Here is a 14,742-nt window from a genome sequence, read left to right on the forward strand (position 1 = left end):
ACAGACCAACTCCAACGCCGAATCAGCGACGCGTGACCGCGGCGAGAGCGACGGGCCCGACCGGGAACCCGCGTGACCGCGAAGACACCGCGAACGCCGCCAACCAAATAAGGATGCGTGAGTGGACCAGATGACCGAACAGCCGTCCGACGACTCCCAGCACGCCCCCGAACTACCCGAACCCGACCTACAGGAGTCCGGCGCACCGCTCGCCGTATCGATCGCTCCGGAGGGCGCCGGTTCGGGTTTTGTCGTTGTGGCCAACCGTCTGCCCGTCGATCTGGAGAAACTGCCCGACGGCAGCACCCGCTGGAAGCGCAGCCCCGGCGGTCTGGTGACCGCGCTGGAGCCGGTGTTGCGCAACAACAAGGGCGCATGGGTCGGCTGGGCGGGCGTGCCCGACGTCGAGGTCGAGCCGATCATCGAGGACGGCCTGGAGCTGCATCCGGTGCCGCTGTCGGCGCAGGAGGTGACCGACTACTACGAGGGCTTCTCCAACGGCACGCTGTGGCCGCTGTATCACGACGTGATCGTGCGGCCGACCTACGACCGCAGGTGGTGGGCCGCCTACGTCAACGTGAACCGCCGGTTCGCAGAGGAGACCGCCAAGGTGGCCGCCGAGGGCGCCACCGTGTGGGTGCAGGACTACCAGCTCCAGCTGGTGCCCAAGATGCTGCGCATGCTGCGGCCGGATCTGACCATCGGCTTCTTCCTGCACATCCCGTTCCCGCCGGTCGAGCTGTTCATGCAGATGCCGTGGCGGACCGAGATCATCGAAGGTCTGCTCGGCGCCGATCTGATCGGCTTCCACCTGCCGGGCGGCGCGCAGAACTTCTTGTATCTGGCGCGGCGACTGGCCGGGCAGCCCACCTCGCGCGGCACCGTCGGCGTGCGCTCGAAGCTCGGCGTGGTGCAGGTCGGTTTCCGCACCGTGCGGGTCGGCGCGTTCCCGATCTCGATCGCCTCGGCCGAGCTGGACGAGCACTCGCGGCGCCGGTCGATCCGGGAACGGGCGGCCAAGATCCGCGCCGAGCTCGGCAATCCGAAGAACATCCTGCTCGGCGTCGACCGCCTCGACTACACCAAGGGCATCGACATCCGGCTCAACGCGCTGGAGGAACTGCTGATCGACGGCCGCGTCGATCCCTCCGAGACCGTGATGGTGCAGCTGGCGACCCCGAGCCGCGAGCGCGTCGAAAGCTACATCCAGATGCGCGGCGACATCGAGCGCCAGGTGGGCCGGATCAACGGCGAGTTCGCCAGGGTCGGCTACCCGGTGGTGCACTACCTGCACCGACCCATCCCGCGCGACGAGCTGATCGCCTTCTTCGTGGCCGCCGACGTCATGCTGGTGACGCCGCTGCGCGACGGCATGAACCTGGTCGCGAAGGAGTACGTGGCCTGTCACAGCGGACTCAACGGCGCCCTGGTGCTCAGCGAGTTCACCGGCGCGGCCGCCGAACTTCGCCAGTCCTACCTGTGCAACCCGCACGACCTGGACAGCGTCAAGGACGCCATCGTCTCCGCGCTGGAAGACAACCGCGACACCAAACGCCGCCGCATGCGCTCCCTGCGCCGCCAGGTCCTCGCGCACGACGTGGACCGCTGGGCCCGCGCCTTCCTGGACGCCCTCGCCCAAGACCAGGTGGCGGGCAGCGCCCTGCTGACCGACGAGGACGTCTACCCGGAGTCCGACAACCCCAGCCGCTGACGCCCACAGCTGGTTCCCAGGAATCGTCCAGCGTTCTCGCAGGCGCGTGGCGCACCATGAACCCATGAGTGGTGCGCCCGCGGAGCGGTCCCCCGAGGCCAGGGTGCTGGTGGTGGACGACGAGCCGATGATTCTCGAGCTGCTCTCGGTGAGCCTGCGCTACCAGGGCTTCGAGGTGGAGACGGCGATCGATGGCGCGCAGGCGCTGGACCGGGCGCGCAGTTTCCGTCCGCAGGCGATGATCGTCGACGTGATGATGCCCGGCATCGATGGCTTCGGCCTCCTGCCGAGGTTGCGCGCCGACGGCATCGACGTGCCCGTCCTGTTCTTGACCGCCCGCGACGACGTGCAGGACAAGGTGGCGGGCCTGACCCTCGGGGCCGACGACTACATCACCAAGCCGTTCAGCTTGGAGGAGGTGGTGGCCCGGCTGCGGGTGGTGTTGCGCCGCGCCGGGCACAGCGCGCCGGCGAAGGAGAGTTCGCGCCTTCGCTTCGAGGACATCGAGCTCGACGACGACACCCACGAGGTGTGGAAGGCGGGCGAGCCGGTCGCCTTGTCCCCCACCGAGTTCACCTTGCTGCGGTACTTCATGGTCAACGCCGGAACCGTGCTGAGCAAGCCGCGCATCCTGGATCACGTGTGGCGCTACGACTTCGGCGGCGAGGTCGGCGTGGTGGAGACCTACGTCTCGTATCTGCGCAAGAAAGTGGACACCGGCGAGCAGCGCCTGATCCACACGTTGCGCGGCGTCGGCTACGTGATGCGGGCGCCGCAGCGCGGTCGCCCGCAGGGGCAGTGAGCGCGAATTCGGCGGACCCGCAGCGCGAACGAAAAGCGCCCGCCGCGAAGCGAACTCGTCCCTCGGAGCAGCGCCGGGCGGCCCGCGAAGCAGGCCGGATGCGCCGGTTCCGGGATGCGCTCGCGCAGCGACTCGGCGCGATCCCGCTGCGCGTGACGCTGGTACTCGCACTCGTCGCGCTGGCGGGGCTCGGCCTGGTGGCTTCCGGGATGGCGGTCACGTCGTCGCTGGAAAGGTCACTGCTGAACCGAACCGACCAGCAGTTGCGCGATGCCGCGATGACCCGCGTCCGGATGACCCGCCCGCCGCTGAGTCCGCCGTCGGATCAGCGCAGCGCGCCGAGCCCGTTCTACATCTTCACCGAGAACCACAACGGCACGGGCTCTTTCGTGTTGCAGCCCTTCGACGTCGAGGCCGCGCCCGCACTGCCGGATACCCCGTCTCCACAACCGGTGACGGTGGGCTCGGCGGGCGACGCCGACGTCCAGTGGCGGGTGATGACCGTGCAGAGCCACGAAACGACCACCACCATCGCGCTGCCGCTCACCCAGAACCAGGAGACCGTGCGGCGACTGATGATGCTGCAACTGGTGATCGGCGCCGCCGTGCTCGCCGCGCTGGCACTGGCCGCGTATTTCGTGATCCGCCGCAGCCTGCGCCCGCTGCGCCGGGTGGAGAACATCGCCGCGGCCATCGCCAGGGGCGACCTGCACCGCCGAGTTCCCGTGCGCGGCACCAACACCGAGGTGGACCGGCTGTCTCGCTCGTTGAACGGCATGCTGGCGCAGATCCAGTCGGCGTTCGCCGCGACCGAGGCATCGGAGGCGGCTGCCAAACGTTCCGAGGCGAAGATGCGCCGCTTCGTCGCCGACGCGAGCCACGAACTGCGCACCCCGCTCACCACCATTCGCGGTTTCGCCGAGCTTTACCGGCAGGGCGCGAACACCGATCCCGCGATGTTCATGGACCGGATCGAACGCGAGGCGCAGCGGATGGGTCTGCTTGTCGAAGACCTGCTGATGCTGGCCAGGCTGGACGCGCAGCGCCCGCTGGAGAGCGGCACGGTGGATCTGCTCGCGGTCGCCAGCGACGCGGTGCACAACGCGCGCGCGCTCGCCGCGGCCGCCGACCCGGACGGACCCCGGCGTCCGATCGCGCTCGAAGTGAACTCCGGCTCAGGCACTTTGGAGGTCCGGGGCGACGAGGCCAGATTGCGCCAGGTGCTGGCGAACCTGCTGAACAACGCCCTCACCCACACCCCGCCGGACGCCTCGGTGACGGTTCGCCTCACCCCTGCCGACGGCGAAGTGCTGCTCGAGGTGGCCGACACCGGCCCGGGCCTGCCGCAGGAGGAGGCCGACCGCGTCTTCGAACGCTTCTACCGCACCGACACCTCACGGGCCCGCGCCAGCGGCGGCACCGGCCTCGGTCTCTCCATCGTGCAGGCGCTGGTCGTCGCGCACGGCGGCACGGTCCGGGTCACGAGTGTTCCCGGCGAAGGCGCCACCTTCACGGTGCGGTTGCCGCGCGAGGACGAGGCCCGCGACAGCTAGATGTTGCCGGCCAGGAGGTTGTTGACGTTGGAACTTCGTAAGCCTGGCAGATGATCGGATGATGCCGGAAGCCTCGAGGAGCGATCGGCACCCAAGCGCGCACAGGACGAGTGTCTACGGGGTTCTTGTGAGCGCGGGCCAACCGGTCATCGCGCCTGTGACGACGTCTTCCAGTTCGGCGCGCGTCGCACCATCGCGAGCTTGAATCGACAGACCCTGCACGATTGTGGCGTAAAAGCGTGCGACCGCGTCGATGTCGACCCCGCTCGCTGTGAGTTCGCCCTCGTCGATCCCGCGTTGCAGCCGATCCCTTATCGCCATGAACTGCGACCGCCGGATGTCAGCCAGGAACTCGCGGATGGGCTCGTTCTCGATCGCGCCAGTGGGTGCGGCGAGGATGAGCATGCAGTAGTGCGGAGCGTCGGACCGCGTGATCTGGTCGACCGTCGCGCGCAGCATGGCGTGGATCGCCTCTCGCACGGCCGAGTGCTCGTCGAGTGCGTTGCGTGGCGGTGCCCCGGCGGTCGCGCCGTAGCGGTCCATGACCTGACGGAAGAGGCTTTCCTTGCTGCCGAAGTAGGAGTAAATGCTCGCCGACGCAATCCCCATCGCCCGAGTCAGATCACTGAGCGATGTGCCCTCGTAGCCGCGCTCCCAGAAAACCTCGAGCGCCTGCTGCAAGGCGGTGTCGGGGTTGAACGTAAGCGGCCGCCCGCGACTGGCCATATCGGTGCGCCTCCATACTTTTTTGTCGTTCGATAAACATTAGCTTGACCGACTCCAGGCCTCGTGACACGGTTTATTTGTCAATCAACAAACAAATCTGATCGGATGGTCATGAGCATTCCTGCAACGATGCGTGCCCTGCAGCAGTCGTCCCTGGACGGGCCCAAGAGTCTTCACCTGATACCTGATGCGCCGGTTCCGACTCCCGGCCCGGGCGAGGTGCTGATCCGGGTTGGCGCCGCGGGCGTCAACTTCGTCGACATCTCGCAGTCCCATGGCGTGTTCGCCGGTGGCCCACAACCTCCATACGTGGCGGGCATCGAGGCAGCCGGCGAGGTTGTCGCGCTCGGCGAAGGCGTATCCGGCGTCGAACTCGGTACCCACGTCATTGGCGTCACGATCATGGGAGGGGCATTCGCGGAGTACGCCGTGCTGATGGCGGCTGGGACAGTGTCGTTGCCACCAGGTTGGACCGACGAGCAGGCGTTGGGTCTGGTCGTGTCCTGGCCGACCGCCTTGGCCGCGCTGAAACCGCTGGGGCAGCTCGAATCGGGGCAGACGGTTCTGATCCACGCGGCCGCCGGAGGAACCGGTCAAGTAGCCGTGAAGCTCGCCAAGCACTACGGCGCGACGGTGATCGCCGCGGCGTCTCCCGACAAGCACGAGGTGGTCAAGAAGCTGGGCGCGGATCACCTCATGGACTCACGCAGCAGCGAACTTGTTACCGAGGTCCTTCGCCTGACCGACGGTGCGGGCGTCGACCTCGTGCTGGAGTCGGTCGGCGGCGCCACCTTCGAGGCGAGCCTGGCCGCCGCAAAGCGGATCACTGGCCGCGTCGTCGTGTTCGGCCTCGCCGACGGCGAGGCTTCGATCACCAACTGGGACCTCGTCTACAAGCACCAAGTCCACCTCATCGGGCTGAACATCGGGAGCCTGATCCAGTCCGCGCCGCACATCTTCGGCCAGGTGATGGGAGAGATGTTCGGCCTCATCGCGAGCGGGGTCCTCGGCCCAGGCGCTCCCACGGCCCGCGAATTGTCGGACGGCCCGCAAGCACTCCAGGAACTCGAGGCGCGGACCACAGTGGGAAAACTCGCGCTCCTGCCGTCACCATCGCTCCCGGCGTAGGCCCCTCCGGGGTCGAAGAACCATTCCATGACGCACAAGAAAGCACCGCTGACCCCGGAGGCCGATGGTGGCTTATCGCTACAAGCAGTTCGGCGAACTGCGCACACAACGGAGAGCCGCCCGCCTCGACGACACCGTCACGTGTCAACAACGTCCTGGCCGCCTACAGCTAGACGTGCGTCAGGGCTCTAGATCGGCGTCACCGCGTCCACGAGCCAGCGGTCGTCGGTCTTGTCCAGCGTGACCCGCACCCGGCTGCCGGTGGTGGTGCCCTGCGGCGACTCCTTGCTGGTGGTCACCTGGTTCAGGTACAGCAGCACCACCGCGTGGTCGCGGTCGGCGGAGACCACGCCGCTCGCCTGGGTGGTGGCCTTGACGGTGAGCTGCTTCTCCTTGGCGCCCGGCGCGATGGCCTGGGTGATCAGCTTCAGGTAATCCTCGCGGAAGTCGGCGGACAGGTTGTCCGCGGCCTTCGGCAGTTCGGTGTCCACGCTGGCGAAGTCGTAGCTGAACATGGCCGAGACGGCTCGGTCGGCCGCGGTGACCGCGTCCTGCCGCGCCTGCTCGTCCTGCCGGTCCGACCAGTACCCGAATCCATTGATCGCCATGACGATCACCGCCGCGAGCGCTACCGCGCCTGCGGCGCCCGCCACGATCAAACCCCGTGTTCCACTCATGGCACGAACTCCACATTCGAGGCGGACAGGCCGGAATCGCCGCGGGTCACGGTGACCCGGAACCGGTAATACCGCGTCTGCGGCTCGGCTTGGCCCGCGTTGGTCAGGGTCTGCTTGGCGGCGACAAGCACCTTCGCCGAATCGTCGGCGTCGCTTTCCAGGGCCGCCTCGACGATCTCGCCGTTGGAGACGACCTTGGCCTGCTGCACGATGCTCAGGAAGGGGTCGACCCGGCCGTCGAATTCGGTCTTGAACTGGCCGGAGGCCATCGAGAGGATCCGGTCGATGTCCTCTTTGGCGGAGTCGGCCCGGATGGTGGTCAGATTCAGGATCGCCTGCCGCGCGGTCTGCACGTATTCGGTGCGGCGCTGCTCGCGCGCGTCGGCCGACCGCGCGACGATCGTGGAGACGACGGCGCCCGCGACGAGTGCGAGGACGAGGACCGCCGACGCCGCCATCGCGACGATGCGTCCGATGCCGAGCTGGTCGCGCGAGGAGTCCGCGGACGCGTCGTCGGGCTCGTCGGAATCGGCGGCGGCCGACTTCGCAGCCTCCGACTTACCGAGGTCGACCGATGGCGAACCGGCGGAATCCGAATCCTTCGCCGAGTCGGCCGAACCGGCCTTCGCCGCCTCACCCTTCGTCAGCCCGACGGAATCGGCGCTCTCGGCGCCAACGCTCTTCGTCAGCTCGACCGAATCGGCGCTCTCGGCGCCAACGCTCTTCGTCAGCCCGACGGAATCGGCGCGCTCGGCCCTGACCTCCCGGCTGACGGAATCGGCCTCACGCACAGTCGCGCCGCTCTCGGCGCCGACGCCCTTCGCGGCCCCAGCACTTCCCGCGCCCTGCACCGCTGCGGCACCGACCCGCTCGGTGACCTTCTCCGTCACCGAGGACGCGTCCTCCGGCGGGCCCGCCGACCGACTGGCCCGCCTGCGCGCGCGATGTGCATCTCCGTTGATTTCACTCATCGTTGCTGCTCCTCGAGCATCGCCTGCCAGGTCGACGGTACCGTGCCCGAACCGCCCGGTCCGATATCGCCCTGCCGGTAGGTGCGACCGTCGGTGCCGATGTACACGCCGGTGGCCGGATCGTAGGACTTGGCCGCCGCGGGCGTGCTGAACGACGCGGGCGCGACCTCGGTCCCTTCGGGGGCGGAACCGCTCGCGGGCGCCACCGGTCGCGGCGGGCCGAACGGCGGGTTGTCGCCCTCGGGAACGTAACCGGTGCGGCACAGCTCCGGCGTCGGCGCGCGCACGCCCGGGTATTCCATGCAGGGCGTGTTGCGGATGCCGCGCACCTCGATGGGCGAGTCCTGCGGGATCTTGCAGTAGAGCCCGGGCGGCGTGTCCACGAAGTCCAGTTCGCTCGGCGAGCGGCGCTCATCTTCGGGAAGGAAGCCGGTGGTGCAGGCCGGCGGATCGTTGACGGTGGCCATGAAGTCGACGAGCACGCCGTATTCGACCGGGCCGCGCACGGCCGTCATCAAAGCGGCGACCAGCGGCGGGTACACCACGAGCAGCTGCTCGAGGCCCGCGTGGTAGATCGTGGAGACCTGTCCGACGCTGACCAGGTTCGCGAGCACCAGCGGCAGTGTCGGCTTCAGATCCTGGAACTGCGTTGTCACCCGCTGCATGGCGGCCGGGCCGTCGCGCAGGATGCCGGTCAGCGCCGGGTCGTGCGCGCGCAACTGATCGGTGACGGTGGCCAGGTCGGCGGTCCACGACCGGATCGCCGCGTCCGAACGGATCTGGGTGTCCAGCAGCGGACCGATCTGCTCGATCAGCTTCTTGGTCGGCTCGGTGCTGTTCTGCGCCTCCTGCACGAGCAGCGAGGCGGAGTCGATGAAGCGCTGCAGATCCGGGCCTGCGCCGTTGAAGGCGCGGAAGGCCTCGTCGATGACCTGCCGCAACCGCGTGTCGGCCACGCTGGAGAGCAGGCGATCGGTCTGGTCGAGCAGTGTGCCGACGTCCTGCGGGAGCTTGGTGCGATCCTGCGGAATCACCGCGCCCGCAGCCAGATTGCCGCCCTTGGGGCTCGCCGCGGGAATCAGATCGACGTACTGTTCGCCGACCGCCGAGACGCTGCGCACCCAGGCGTCGACGTCGGAGGGAATCTTGTAGTCGCTGTCGATGGACAGCTTCGCCTCGACGCCCTCGGGCGTGAGCCGAACCTCCTCCACCTTCCCGACATTGGTGCCGCGGTAGGCGACGTTGGCGTGCGGGTAGAGGCCGCCGGTCGCCGCCAGCTGCACGGTGACGTCGTAACGTCCGATGCCGAACATGGCGGGCAGCTGCACATAGGTGCCCGCCATGATGGTCAGGCCGATGACGGTCAGCACGGCGAAGATGCCGAGCTGAACGCGGACGAATCGGGTCAGCTTCATCGGCCCGGACTCCCTTGCGGCGCAGTGTTTCCCGCCCCCGGCAGCGGCACGGTCAAACCTGGAATGGCGGGAAGACCGGGTATCGGCGGCAAACCGGGGATGGTCGGCGTCGGCTGCTGGCCAGGGGGCGGGGCCTGCAGCGGGCCGGTCGCCGGGTTGCCGCTGTCGCTCGCGGTGGGCGGGGCGAAGCTGCCGACCACGCCCTCGACGCCGCCGAACCGGCCGCCGAGCGGGGTGCCGGTGAGCCAGTTCGAGTCGAGGCGCTTGGCCGTCATGTCCACCGTCATGAACAGATTCAGGTAGTCGCCCTTGATCGCCTTGTCGATGTTCTTCATCGGGAACGGGAAGGTGAGCAGGATCTTCAGCGACTCGACGAGGTTGTTTCCGGTGTCGGACAGCTGCTGGAGCACCGGCTCGAGGCTGGCGAGGTTCGCCTTCAGGTTCTCCCCGCTCATGCTGACGACCCGCTGGGTGACGTCGCTGAGCTCACCGAGCGCGGTGATGGCGTGGGTGATGTTCGCCGTGCGGTCGGCCAACACGGTCAGCGCCGGATGGATGCGCTCGATCGCGCCGCCGAGGACGTCGCGCTGTTGTGCCAGCTGCCCGCCGAGACGATCGAGGCCTTCCAGCGCGGCGATGATGTCGCCGGTCTGCGCCTGCAGGTTGGTGGTGAGCTCGTTCAACTGCGGAATCAGGTCGCGGATCGCTTCCTCGTTTCCGCTCAGCGCGGCGTTCAGCTCGCGGGTGATGGTCTCGAGCTGCGCGACGCCGCCGCCGTTCAACACCACCGACAGCGAGGAGAGCACCTGCTCGGTGGTCGGAAAGGCACCGGCCCGGTCCAGCGGGATGACGTCGCCCGCCTTCAGCTCGCCTTCCGGCGGTGCGTCGGTCGGCGGACCGAGTTCGATGTGATTGCTGCCGAGCAGACTGGTCTGGCCGATCTTGGCGACCGCGTTGGCGGGCAGTTTCACGTCGCGGTTCAGCGAGACGGTCACCAGCGCGTGCCAGTTCTCCACCTCGATGCCGGACACCGTGCCCACCGGGACGTCGTCCACGCGCACCGGCGAATTCTGGGTCAGCGTGGTGACATTCGGCATCTGGATGCGGATCTGGTACGAGCCCTCGCCGGTGCCCTCGGCGCCCGGCATCGGCAGCGAGTTCAGGCCGTCCCACTGGCAACCGGTGGCGCCGAGCGTCAGCGCGATGCCCATCGCGAGGATGGCCGCCTTTCGCGAAGGTCGCATCATCGCCCTCCTCCCGGGATGGCCAGGCCCGCAAGGCCTTGCGGCACGGTGATCGGCGCGGTCTGCGGCGTCGGCGCGGGCGCCTGCTCCGCCAGGCTCGGCGGGCTGTACGTCAGCTGGTTGGGGAAGGCGTGCACGCCGGTGGCCGGGTTCGTCATGATCGGGACGTAGTTCATGGCCAGCGAGTCGATGACCGGCGCGAGGTAGGTGGCGCACAGGTCGGCGGAGCGATCGGAATCGTTCTCCTCCAGCGCGCGCACCGAACCGCACAGGAAGCTCAGTGGGTCGGCCGTGTTGTTGAGCGCGACCGCGCCGGTGATGGTGCCCTGGGCGGGCTTGTAGAGCTGGTAGAAGTTCACCAGCGCCGTCGGGCCCGAGTGCAGCACCCGTTCCAGCTCGGGGCGCTTGTCCACCAGGATCTGGGTGACCTCGGCCAGTCGCTGCACGCCCTCGGTGAGCTCGGCTCCGCTGCCGTCGAGGAACCGCTTGACATCGGCCATCGCGATATCCAGATTGTCCAGTCCCGCACCGAGATCCGTCGAGACGCCGGCCAGCACCGAGGACACCGAGGCGAGCCTGCCGCCGAACTGCACGATCTGCTCGTTGCTCGCCGAGAGCACCTCGACGAACTGCTGCAGGTTGCGGATGGTGCCGAACAGGTCGGTGCGCCCGTCGGAGAGCGTGCTCAGGGTGGCGGAGAGTTCGCGCAGGGTCTCGCGCATCCGCTCGCCGTTGCCGTCCAGGTTGTCCGCCGCGGTGTTGACGAAGCGTCCGAACGAGCCCTGCTCGTCGTCACCGACCGGGCCGAGAGTCGTGGCCAGCTTGGACAGTTCGGCCTTGATGTCGTCCCACTCCACCGGAACCGCCGTGCGCTCGATCGGAATGGTCGCGCCGTCGGTCAGCTTGGGCCCGCCGGTGTAGGCCGGGGCCAGCTGGATGTAACGCGCAGAGACCAGCGAGGGCGAGATGATCACCGCGCGCGCGTCGGCGGGGATGTCGATGCCGCGATCGATGGTGAACTCGACCCTGACCTGATCGCGACCGGGCTCGACCTTGTCGATCCTGCCGACGGCGACGCCGAGCACCCGCACGTCGTCGCCGACGTAGAGGCCCGTGGTGGACGGGAAGAACGCGGTGACGGTCGTGGTCCCGATCTTGGTGATGCCGCGGTACGTGCCCGCGAGCACCAGCGCGGCGACCAGCACGCCCGCGAGCACCCACGCCCAACGTGGGCCCTTCTGAACAACTTTCGGCATTTTCATCGCGGCGGCTCCTGGACCGCAGGCCCGATCGAGGGTGGCGGGTTCAAGAAGAAGTTGCGTAGATCGTCGGGCAGGTGCTGCGGCCACACCAGCGCGTCGACCAGCGGCTGCAGACCGACGGACGTCGCGTTCACCACGTAGGCGTTGAACCACGGGCCGTTGCCGACCTGCTCGCCGAGCGCGGCGGCGAACGGACCGAGTCCGTCGAGAGCCTGGGTGATGTTGTCACGGTTGCGCTGGAGCAGGCCGAGCACCGAATTCAACCGGTCCAGCGCCGGTTTGAGCTGCGCCTCGTTGTCGGCGACCAAACCGGTCAGCTGCTGCGCGAGGCTGTTCACATAGACGATGAGCTGCCCGATCGCGGTGCGGCGGCGGTCGAGTTCGCCGAGCAGTTCGTTGCCGTCCAGCAGCAGCGCGTTGATCTGGGCGCTGCGGTCGGACAGGATCTTGGTGACGTTCTGCGCCCGCCGCAACAGCTCGGACAGCGCCTCGTCGCGCGCGTTGATACTGCGCGAGAGCTGCGTGATGCCGTCCAGCGCCGAACGCAGCGGAGCCGGGGTGTCGGCGAAGGTGGCCGAGAGGGCGTCCAGTGTCTCGTCGACCTTCTGCATGTCCAGCCCCTGCACCGTGCCCGCCAGATCGCCGAGCGCCTCGTTGAGCGAGTACGGCGAGGTGGTGCGGTCCAGCGGGATGGTGTCGTCGCGGCGCAGCGCGCCCTGGCCCTGCGGCAGCAACTCCAGCGACTTGCGGCCGAGCACGGTGTTGGTCTTGATGGCCGCGGAAGTCTTGTCGCCCAGGATGATCGACTCGTCGAGGGTGAACTTCACCAGCACCTTCGCGCCGTCCAGCTCGACGTCGTCGACCCGGCCCGAGCGCACGCCGGCGACCTGCACCGGGTCGCCGGGCACCAGCCCGCCCGCGTCGGCGAAGTAGGCGGTGTAGAGGGCGCCGCCGCGGATGAACGGCAGCCGGTCGAACTGCAACGCCGAGAGCGCCACCGCTATCGCGACGACGATGCCGACGATGCCGATCGTGACGGCCGGGGATCGCTGCTCGTTCATTCCGGAGCACACCTTCCCGTTTCCTGCCCGCCGGGCATGTTGATGTGCAGCGGCTGTCCGTTCGGCCCGTCGATGATGAAGTTCGTGCTGCACACGTAGAGCGCGAGGAACGAACCGTAGGAACCGATGCGGATCAGCTTCCGGTAGGTCTCCGGCAACCGTTCCAGCACCCACTGGACGGTGTCGGAACCGTCGTCCAGGTTGGTGGCCAGGCGTCCGGTCTGCTCGATGGTGCCGCGCAGATCCGGGCGGGCCTGCGCGAGCAGGTCGGTGAGATCGCCGGTGGCGCCCGCGATCCTGGGCAGCGCGTCGCCGATCGGGTCGCGGTCGGCGGCCAGACCGCTGACCAACCGCTGCAATTCGGTGAGCGTGGTGTCGAACTGCTCGCCGCGCTCGTCGATGGTGGCCAGCACCGCGTTCAGGTTGTCGATGACGCTGCCGATCAGCGCGTCACGCTCGCCGAGCGTCTTGGCGAACGAGCCGCCGCTGTTGAGCAGCGAGACCAGCGTGCCGCCCTGGCCCTGGAAGATCTGCAAGAGCGCGTTGGTCAGATCGTTGACCTGGCCCGGATCCAGGCCGCGCAGCAGCGGTTTGAAGCCGCCGAGCAGCATGTCCAGATCCAGCGCGGGCGCGGTCTTGTCCGTGCCGATGGTGCCGCCCTCGCGCAGTTTGTCGGCCGAGCCCGGCCCGTCGAGGAGTTCCATGTACCGATCGCCGACCAGGTTCTCGTACTTGATCGTCGCGCGGGTGCTGGTCAGCAGCTGGTACTTGCGGTCGACGTCGAACTCGACGTGCGCCAGGTTGTCCTTGCCCACCTTCACCGAGGTGACCGAGCCGACCGGCACGCCCGCGATGCGCACCTTGGCCCCGGGCAGCATGCCCGAGGAGCTGGTGAACACGGCGTGGTACCCGTACTCCCTCGCGAAACGCATCTGGCTGAACACGATGGTCAGTCCGGCGAAGATCAGCGTCATCACCAGGGTGAAGATGGCCAGCTTCACCGTCGTCGCGGTGTTCTTCACGGCGCGCTCACCCCCGGCAGCCCGGCGAACAGCAGCTGGAACACCTTGGGGCCGTTGAATTCGATCTTCATCGACGGCACGTAGGGCGCGCCCTCGCTGGTGTCGGTGACGACGTAGTTCGCGTGGCTGCCCGGCACTCGATCCTCGAGCCCCTCGCAGCGCGGGCCGCCGGTAGCGTTCACCTTCGGCAGGTCCTCCGGGTACTTGTACGGCTCGGCGCCGAACATGAAGTTGGTGTTCATCGTGACGCCGGGCTGCATGCCGCCGAACATCGCGTCGGCGACCGGCATCAGCCGTCCGATCGCGTTGATCATGCAGTTCAGGCCGGGCACGTACTCCTCGAGCAGCGCGGTGGTCGGGCGCAGCAGATCGAGCGCGGTGCCCAGGTTGTTCTCGTTCTCGCGCAGCACCGAGCCCGTCGTGTCGGCGAGGCCGACCACGTTGGCGAGCACGTCGTCGAGGCCCTGCTGTTCGTCGACCAGCGTCTCGCCGGTGGTGACCGCGTTGTCCACGGTTCGCAGCAAATCACCAACGGTGTCGGCGTAGATGTTCGACACGTCGGCGGTGGCCGCGAAATCCTGCTGCAGCGTCGGCAGCGTCGGGTTCATCTCGCGCAGGTAGACGTCGAGGTTCACCAGCAGCTCGCCGAGCGTCTCGCCGCGGCCCTGCAACGCGGTGCCCAGCGCGGAGAGCGTCGCGTTCAGCTTCTCGGGCTCCACCTTGGCGAGCACGTCGGACAGGTGCTGGAAGAGCGTGTTGAACTCGACGGTCACCTTCTCGGCGACGACGGTCGCGCCGGGCTTCAGCGAATTCGACGAAGGCTCTTCCGGCACAACGAAGTTGACGTACTTCGCGCCGAACACGGTGGTCGACCTGATGTCGACGCCCGCGTTGGCGGGCACCAGCTTCAGCATCTCGGGATCGACCGCCAGCTTCAGCCGGGCGCCGTCGGCCTGCTGGGTCACCTCGGCGACCCGGCCGATCTCGACGCCGCGCACCTTCACCTTCGCGTCGGGGTCGAGCACCAGGCCGCTGCGCGGCGCTTCGACCAGCACCTCGGCCGTTTTGGTGAACCCGCCGACGAACATGGTCAGCGCGATCGCGACCACCGCGACCAACACGATCACCATGCCGAGCCCGGCGAGTTTGTACTTGATCTTTTCCATACCG

General features: G+C 68.2%; 13 protein-coding genes. 4 read left to right on the forward strand and 9 right to left on the reverse strand.

Translation table 11 applies throughout. The features are described from left to right. The first annotated feature begins 121 nt into the window (after window positions 1–121). From FB390_RS03010 to FB390_RS03020, 3 genes are all read left to right on the forward strand, one after another. Complete coding sequence (locus FB390_RS03010; protein WP_425465837.1) at window positions 122–1,711, forward strand: alpha,alpha-trehalose-phosphate synthase (UDP-forming); 1,590 nt, start codon at window positions 122–124, stop codon at window positions 1,709–1,711. 64 nt (window positions 1,712–1,775) lie between these two features. After that, window positions 1,776–2,513, forward strand: coding sequence for a response regulator transcription factor (locus FB390_RS03015; protein WP_141807564.1), 738 nt, complete (start codon window positions 1,776–1,778; stop codon window positions 2,511–2,513). A gap of 98 nt (window positions 2,514–2,611) precedes the next feature. Further along, window positions 2,612–4,066 carry a sensor histidine kinase gene (locus FB390_RS03020; protein ID WP_141807565.1) on the forward strand — a complete coding sequence of 485 codons (1,455 nt, stop codon included), beginning with the start codon at window positions 2,612–2,614 and terminating at the stop codon, window positions 4,064–4,066. A gap of 114 nt (window positions 4,067–4,180) precedes the next feature. Here the strand turns inward: FB390_RS03020 and FB390_RS03025 are convergent, their stop codons facing one another. Beyond that, window positions 4,181–4,792, reverse strand: a complete 612-nt coding sequence (locus FB390_RS03025) for a TetR/AcrR family transcriptional regulator (RefSeq protein ID WP_141807566.1) — start codon at window positions 4,790–4,792, stop codon at window positions 4,181–4,183. Window positions 4,793–4,897: 105 nt separating this feature from the next. On the opposite strand from FB390_RS03025, the gene FB390_RS03030 reads away from it, so the two are divergent. Continuing rightward, window positions 4,898–5,920 (forward strand): NADPH:quinone oxidoreductase family protein, encoded by a 1,023-nt coding sequence (locus FB390_RS03030; RefSeq protein WP_246123831.1) that lies wholly within the window; start codon window positions 4,898–4,900, stop codon window positions 5,918–5,920. A gap of 188 nt (window positions 5,921–6,108) precedes the next feature. Here FB390_RS03030 and FB390_RS03035 read toward each other — a convergent pair whose 3' ends face one another. The 8 genes from FB390_RS03035 to FB390_RS03070 are packed head-to-tail and all read right to left on the reverse strand — an operon-like array spanning window position 6,109 to window position 14,738. Further along, on the reverse strand, window positions 6,109–6,597 hold the full coding sequence (locus FB390_RS03035; protein WP_141807568.1) for a h domain protein: 489 nt from the start codon (window positions 6,595–6,597) through the stop codon (window positions 6,109–6,111). Then, a complete protein-coding gene (locus FB390_RS03040) occupies window positions 6,594–7,568 on the reverse strand; it encodes a hypothetical protein (RefSeq protein WP_141807569.1) in 975 nt (324 codons plus the stop codon). Before FB390_RS03040 ends, FB390_RS03035 begins: the two co-directional genes overlap by 4 nt. Beyond that, a complete protein-coding gene (locus FB390_RS03045) occupies window positions 7,565–8,983 on the reverse strand; it encodes an MCE family protein (protein WP_141807570.1) in 1,419 nt (472 codons plus the stop codon). The genes FB390_RS03040 and FB390_RS03045 overlap by 4 nt, the downstream gene beginning before the upstream one ends. Then, entirely contained in the window at window positions 8,980–10,227 is a 1,248-nt protein-coding gene (locus tag FB390_RS03050; RefSeq protein WP_425465838.1) for an MCE family protein, read from the reverse strand. The genes FB390_RS03045 and FB390_RS03050 overlap by 4 nt, the downstream gene beginning before the upstream one ends. Continuing rightward, window positions 10,227–11,489: an MCE family protein gene (locus FB390_RS03055; RefSeq protein ID WP_141807572.1), complete on the reverse strand. Its 1,263-nt coding sequence runs from the start codon at window positions 11,487–11,489 to the stop codon at window positions 10,227–10,229. The genes FB390_RS03050 and FB390_RS03055 overlap by 1 nt, the downstream gene beginning before the upstream one ends. Then, window positions 11,486–12,550: an MCE family protein gene (locus tag FB390_RS03060; protein WP_141807573.1), complete on the reverse strand. Its 1,065-nt coding sequence runs from the start codon at window positions 12,548–12,550 to the stop codon at window positions 11,486–11,488. Before FB390_RS03060 ends, FB390_RS03055 begins: the two co-directional genes overlap by 4 nt. Further along, window positions 12,547–13,572, reverse strand: a complete 1,026-nt coding sequence (locus FB390_RS03065; protein ID WP_141807574.1) for an MCE family protein — start codon at window positions 13,570–13,572, stop codon at window positions 12,547–12,549. The genes FB390_RS03060 and FB390_RS03065 overlap by 4 nt, the downstream gene beginning before the upstream one ends. Beyond that, on the reverse strand, window positions 13,569–14,738 hold the full coding sequence (locus FB390_RS03070; RefSeq protein ID WP_141807575.1) for an MCE family protein: 1,170 nt from the start codon (window positions 14,736–14,738) through the stop codon (window positions 13,569–13,571). The genes FB390_RS03065 and FB390_RS03070 overlap by 4 nt, the downstream gene beginning before the upstream one ends. Window positions 14,739–14,742: the final 4 nt, after the last annotated feature.

Origin of the sequence: Nocardia bhagyanarayanae, from assembly GCF_006716565.1 — a bacterium.
GTDB lineage: Bacteria > Actinomycetota > Actinomycetes > Mycobacteriales > Mycobacteriaceae > Nocardia > Nocardia bhagyanarayanae.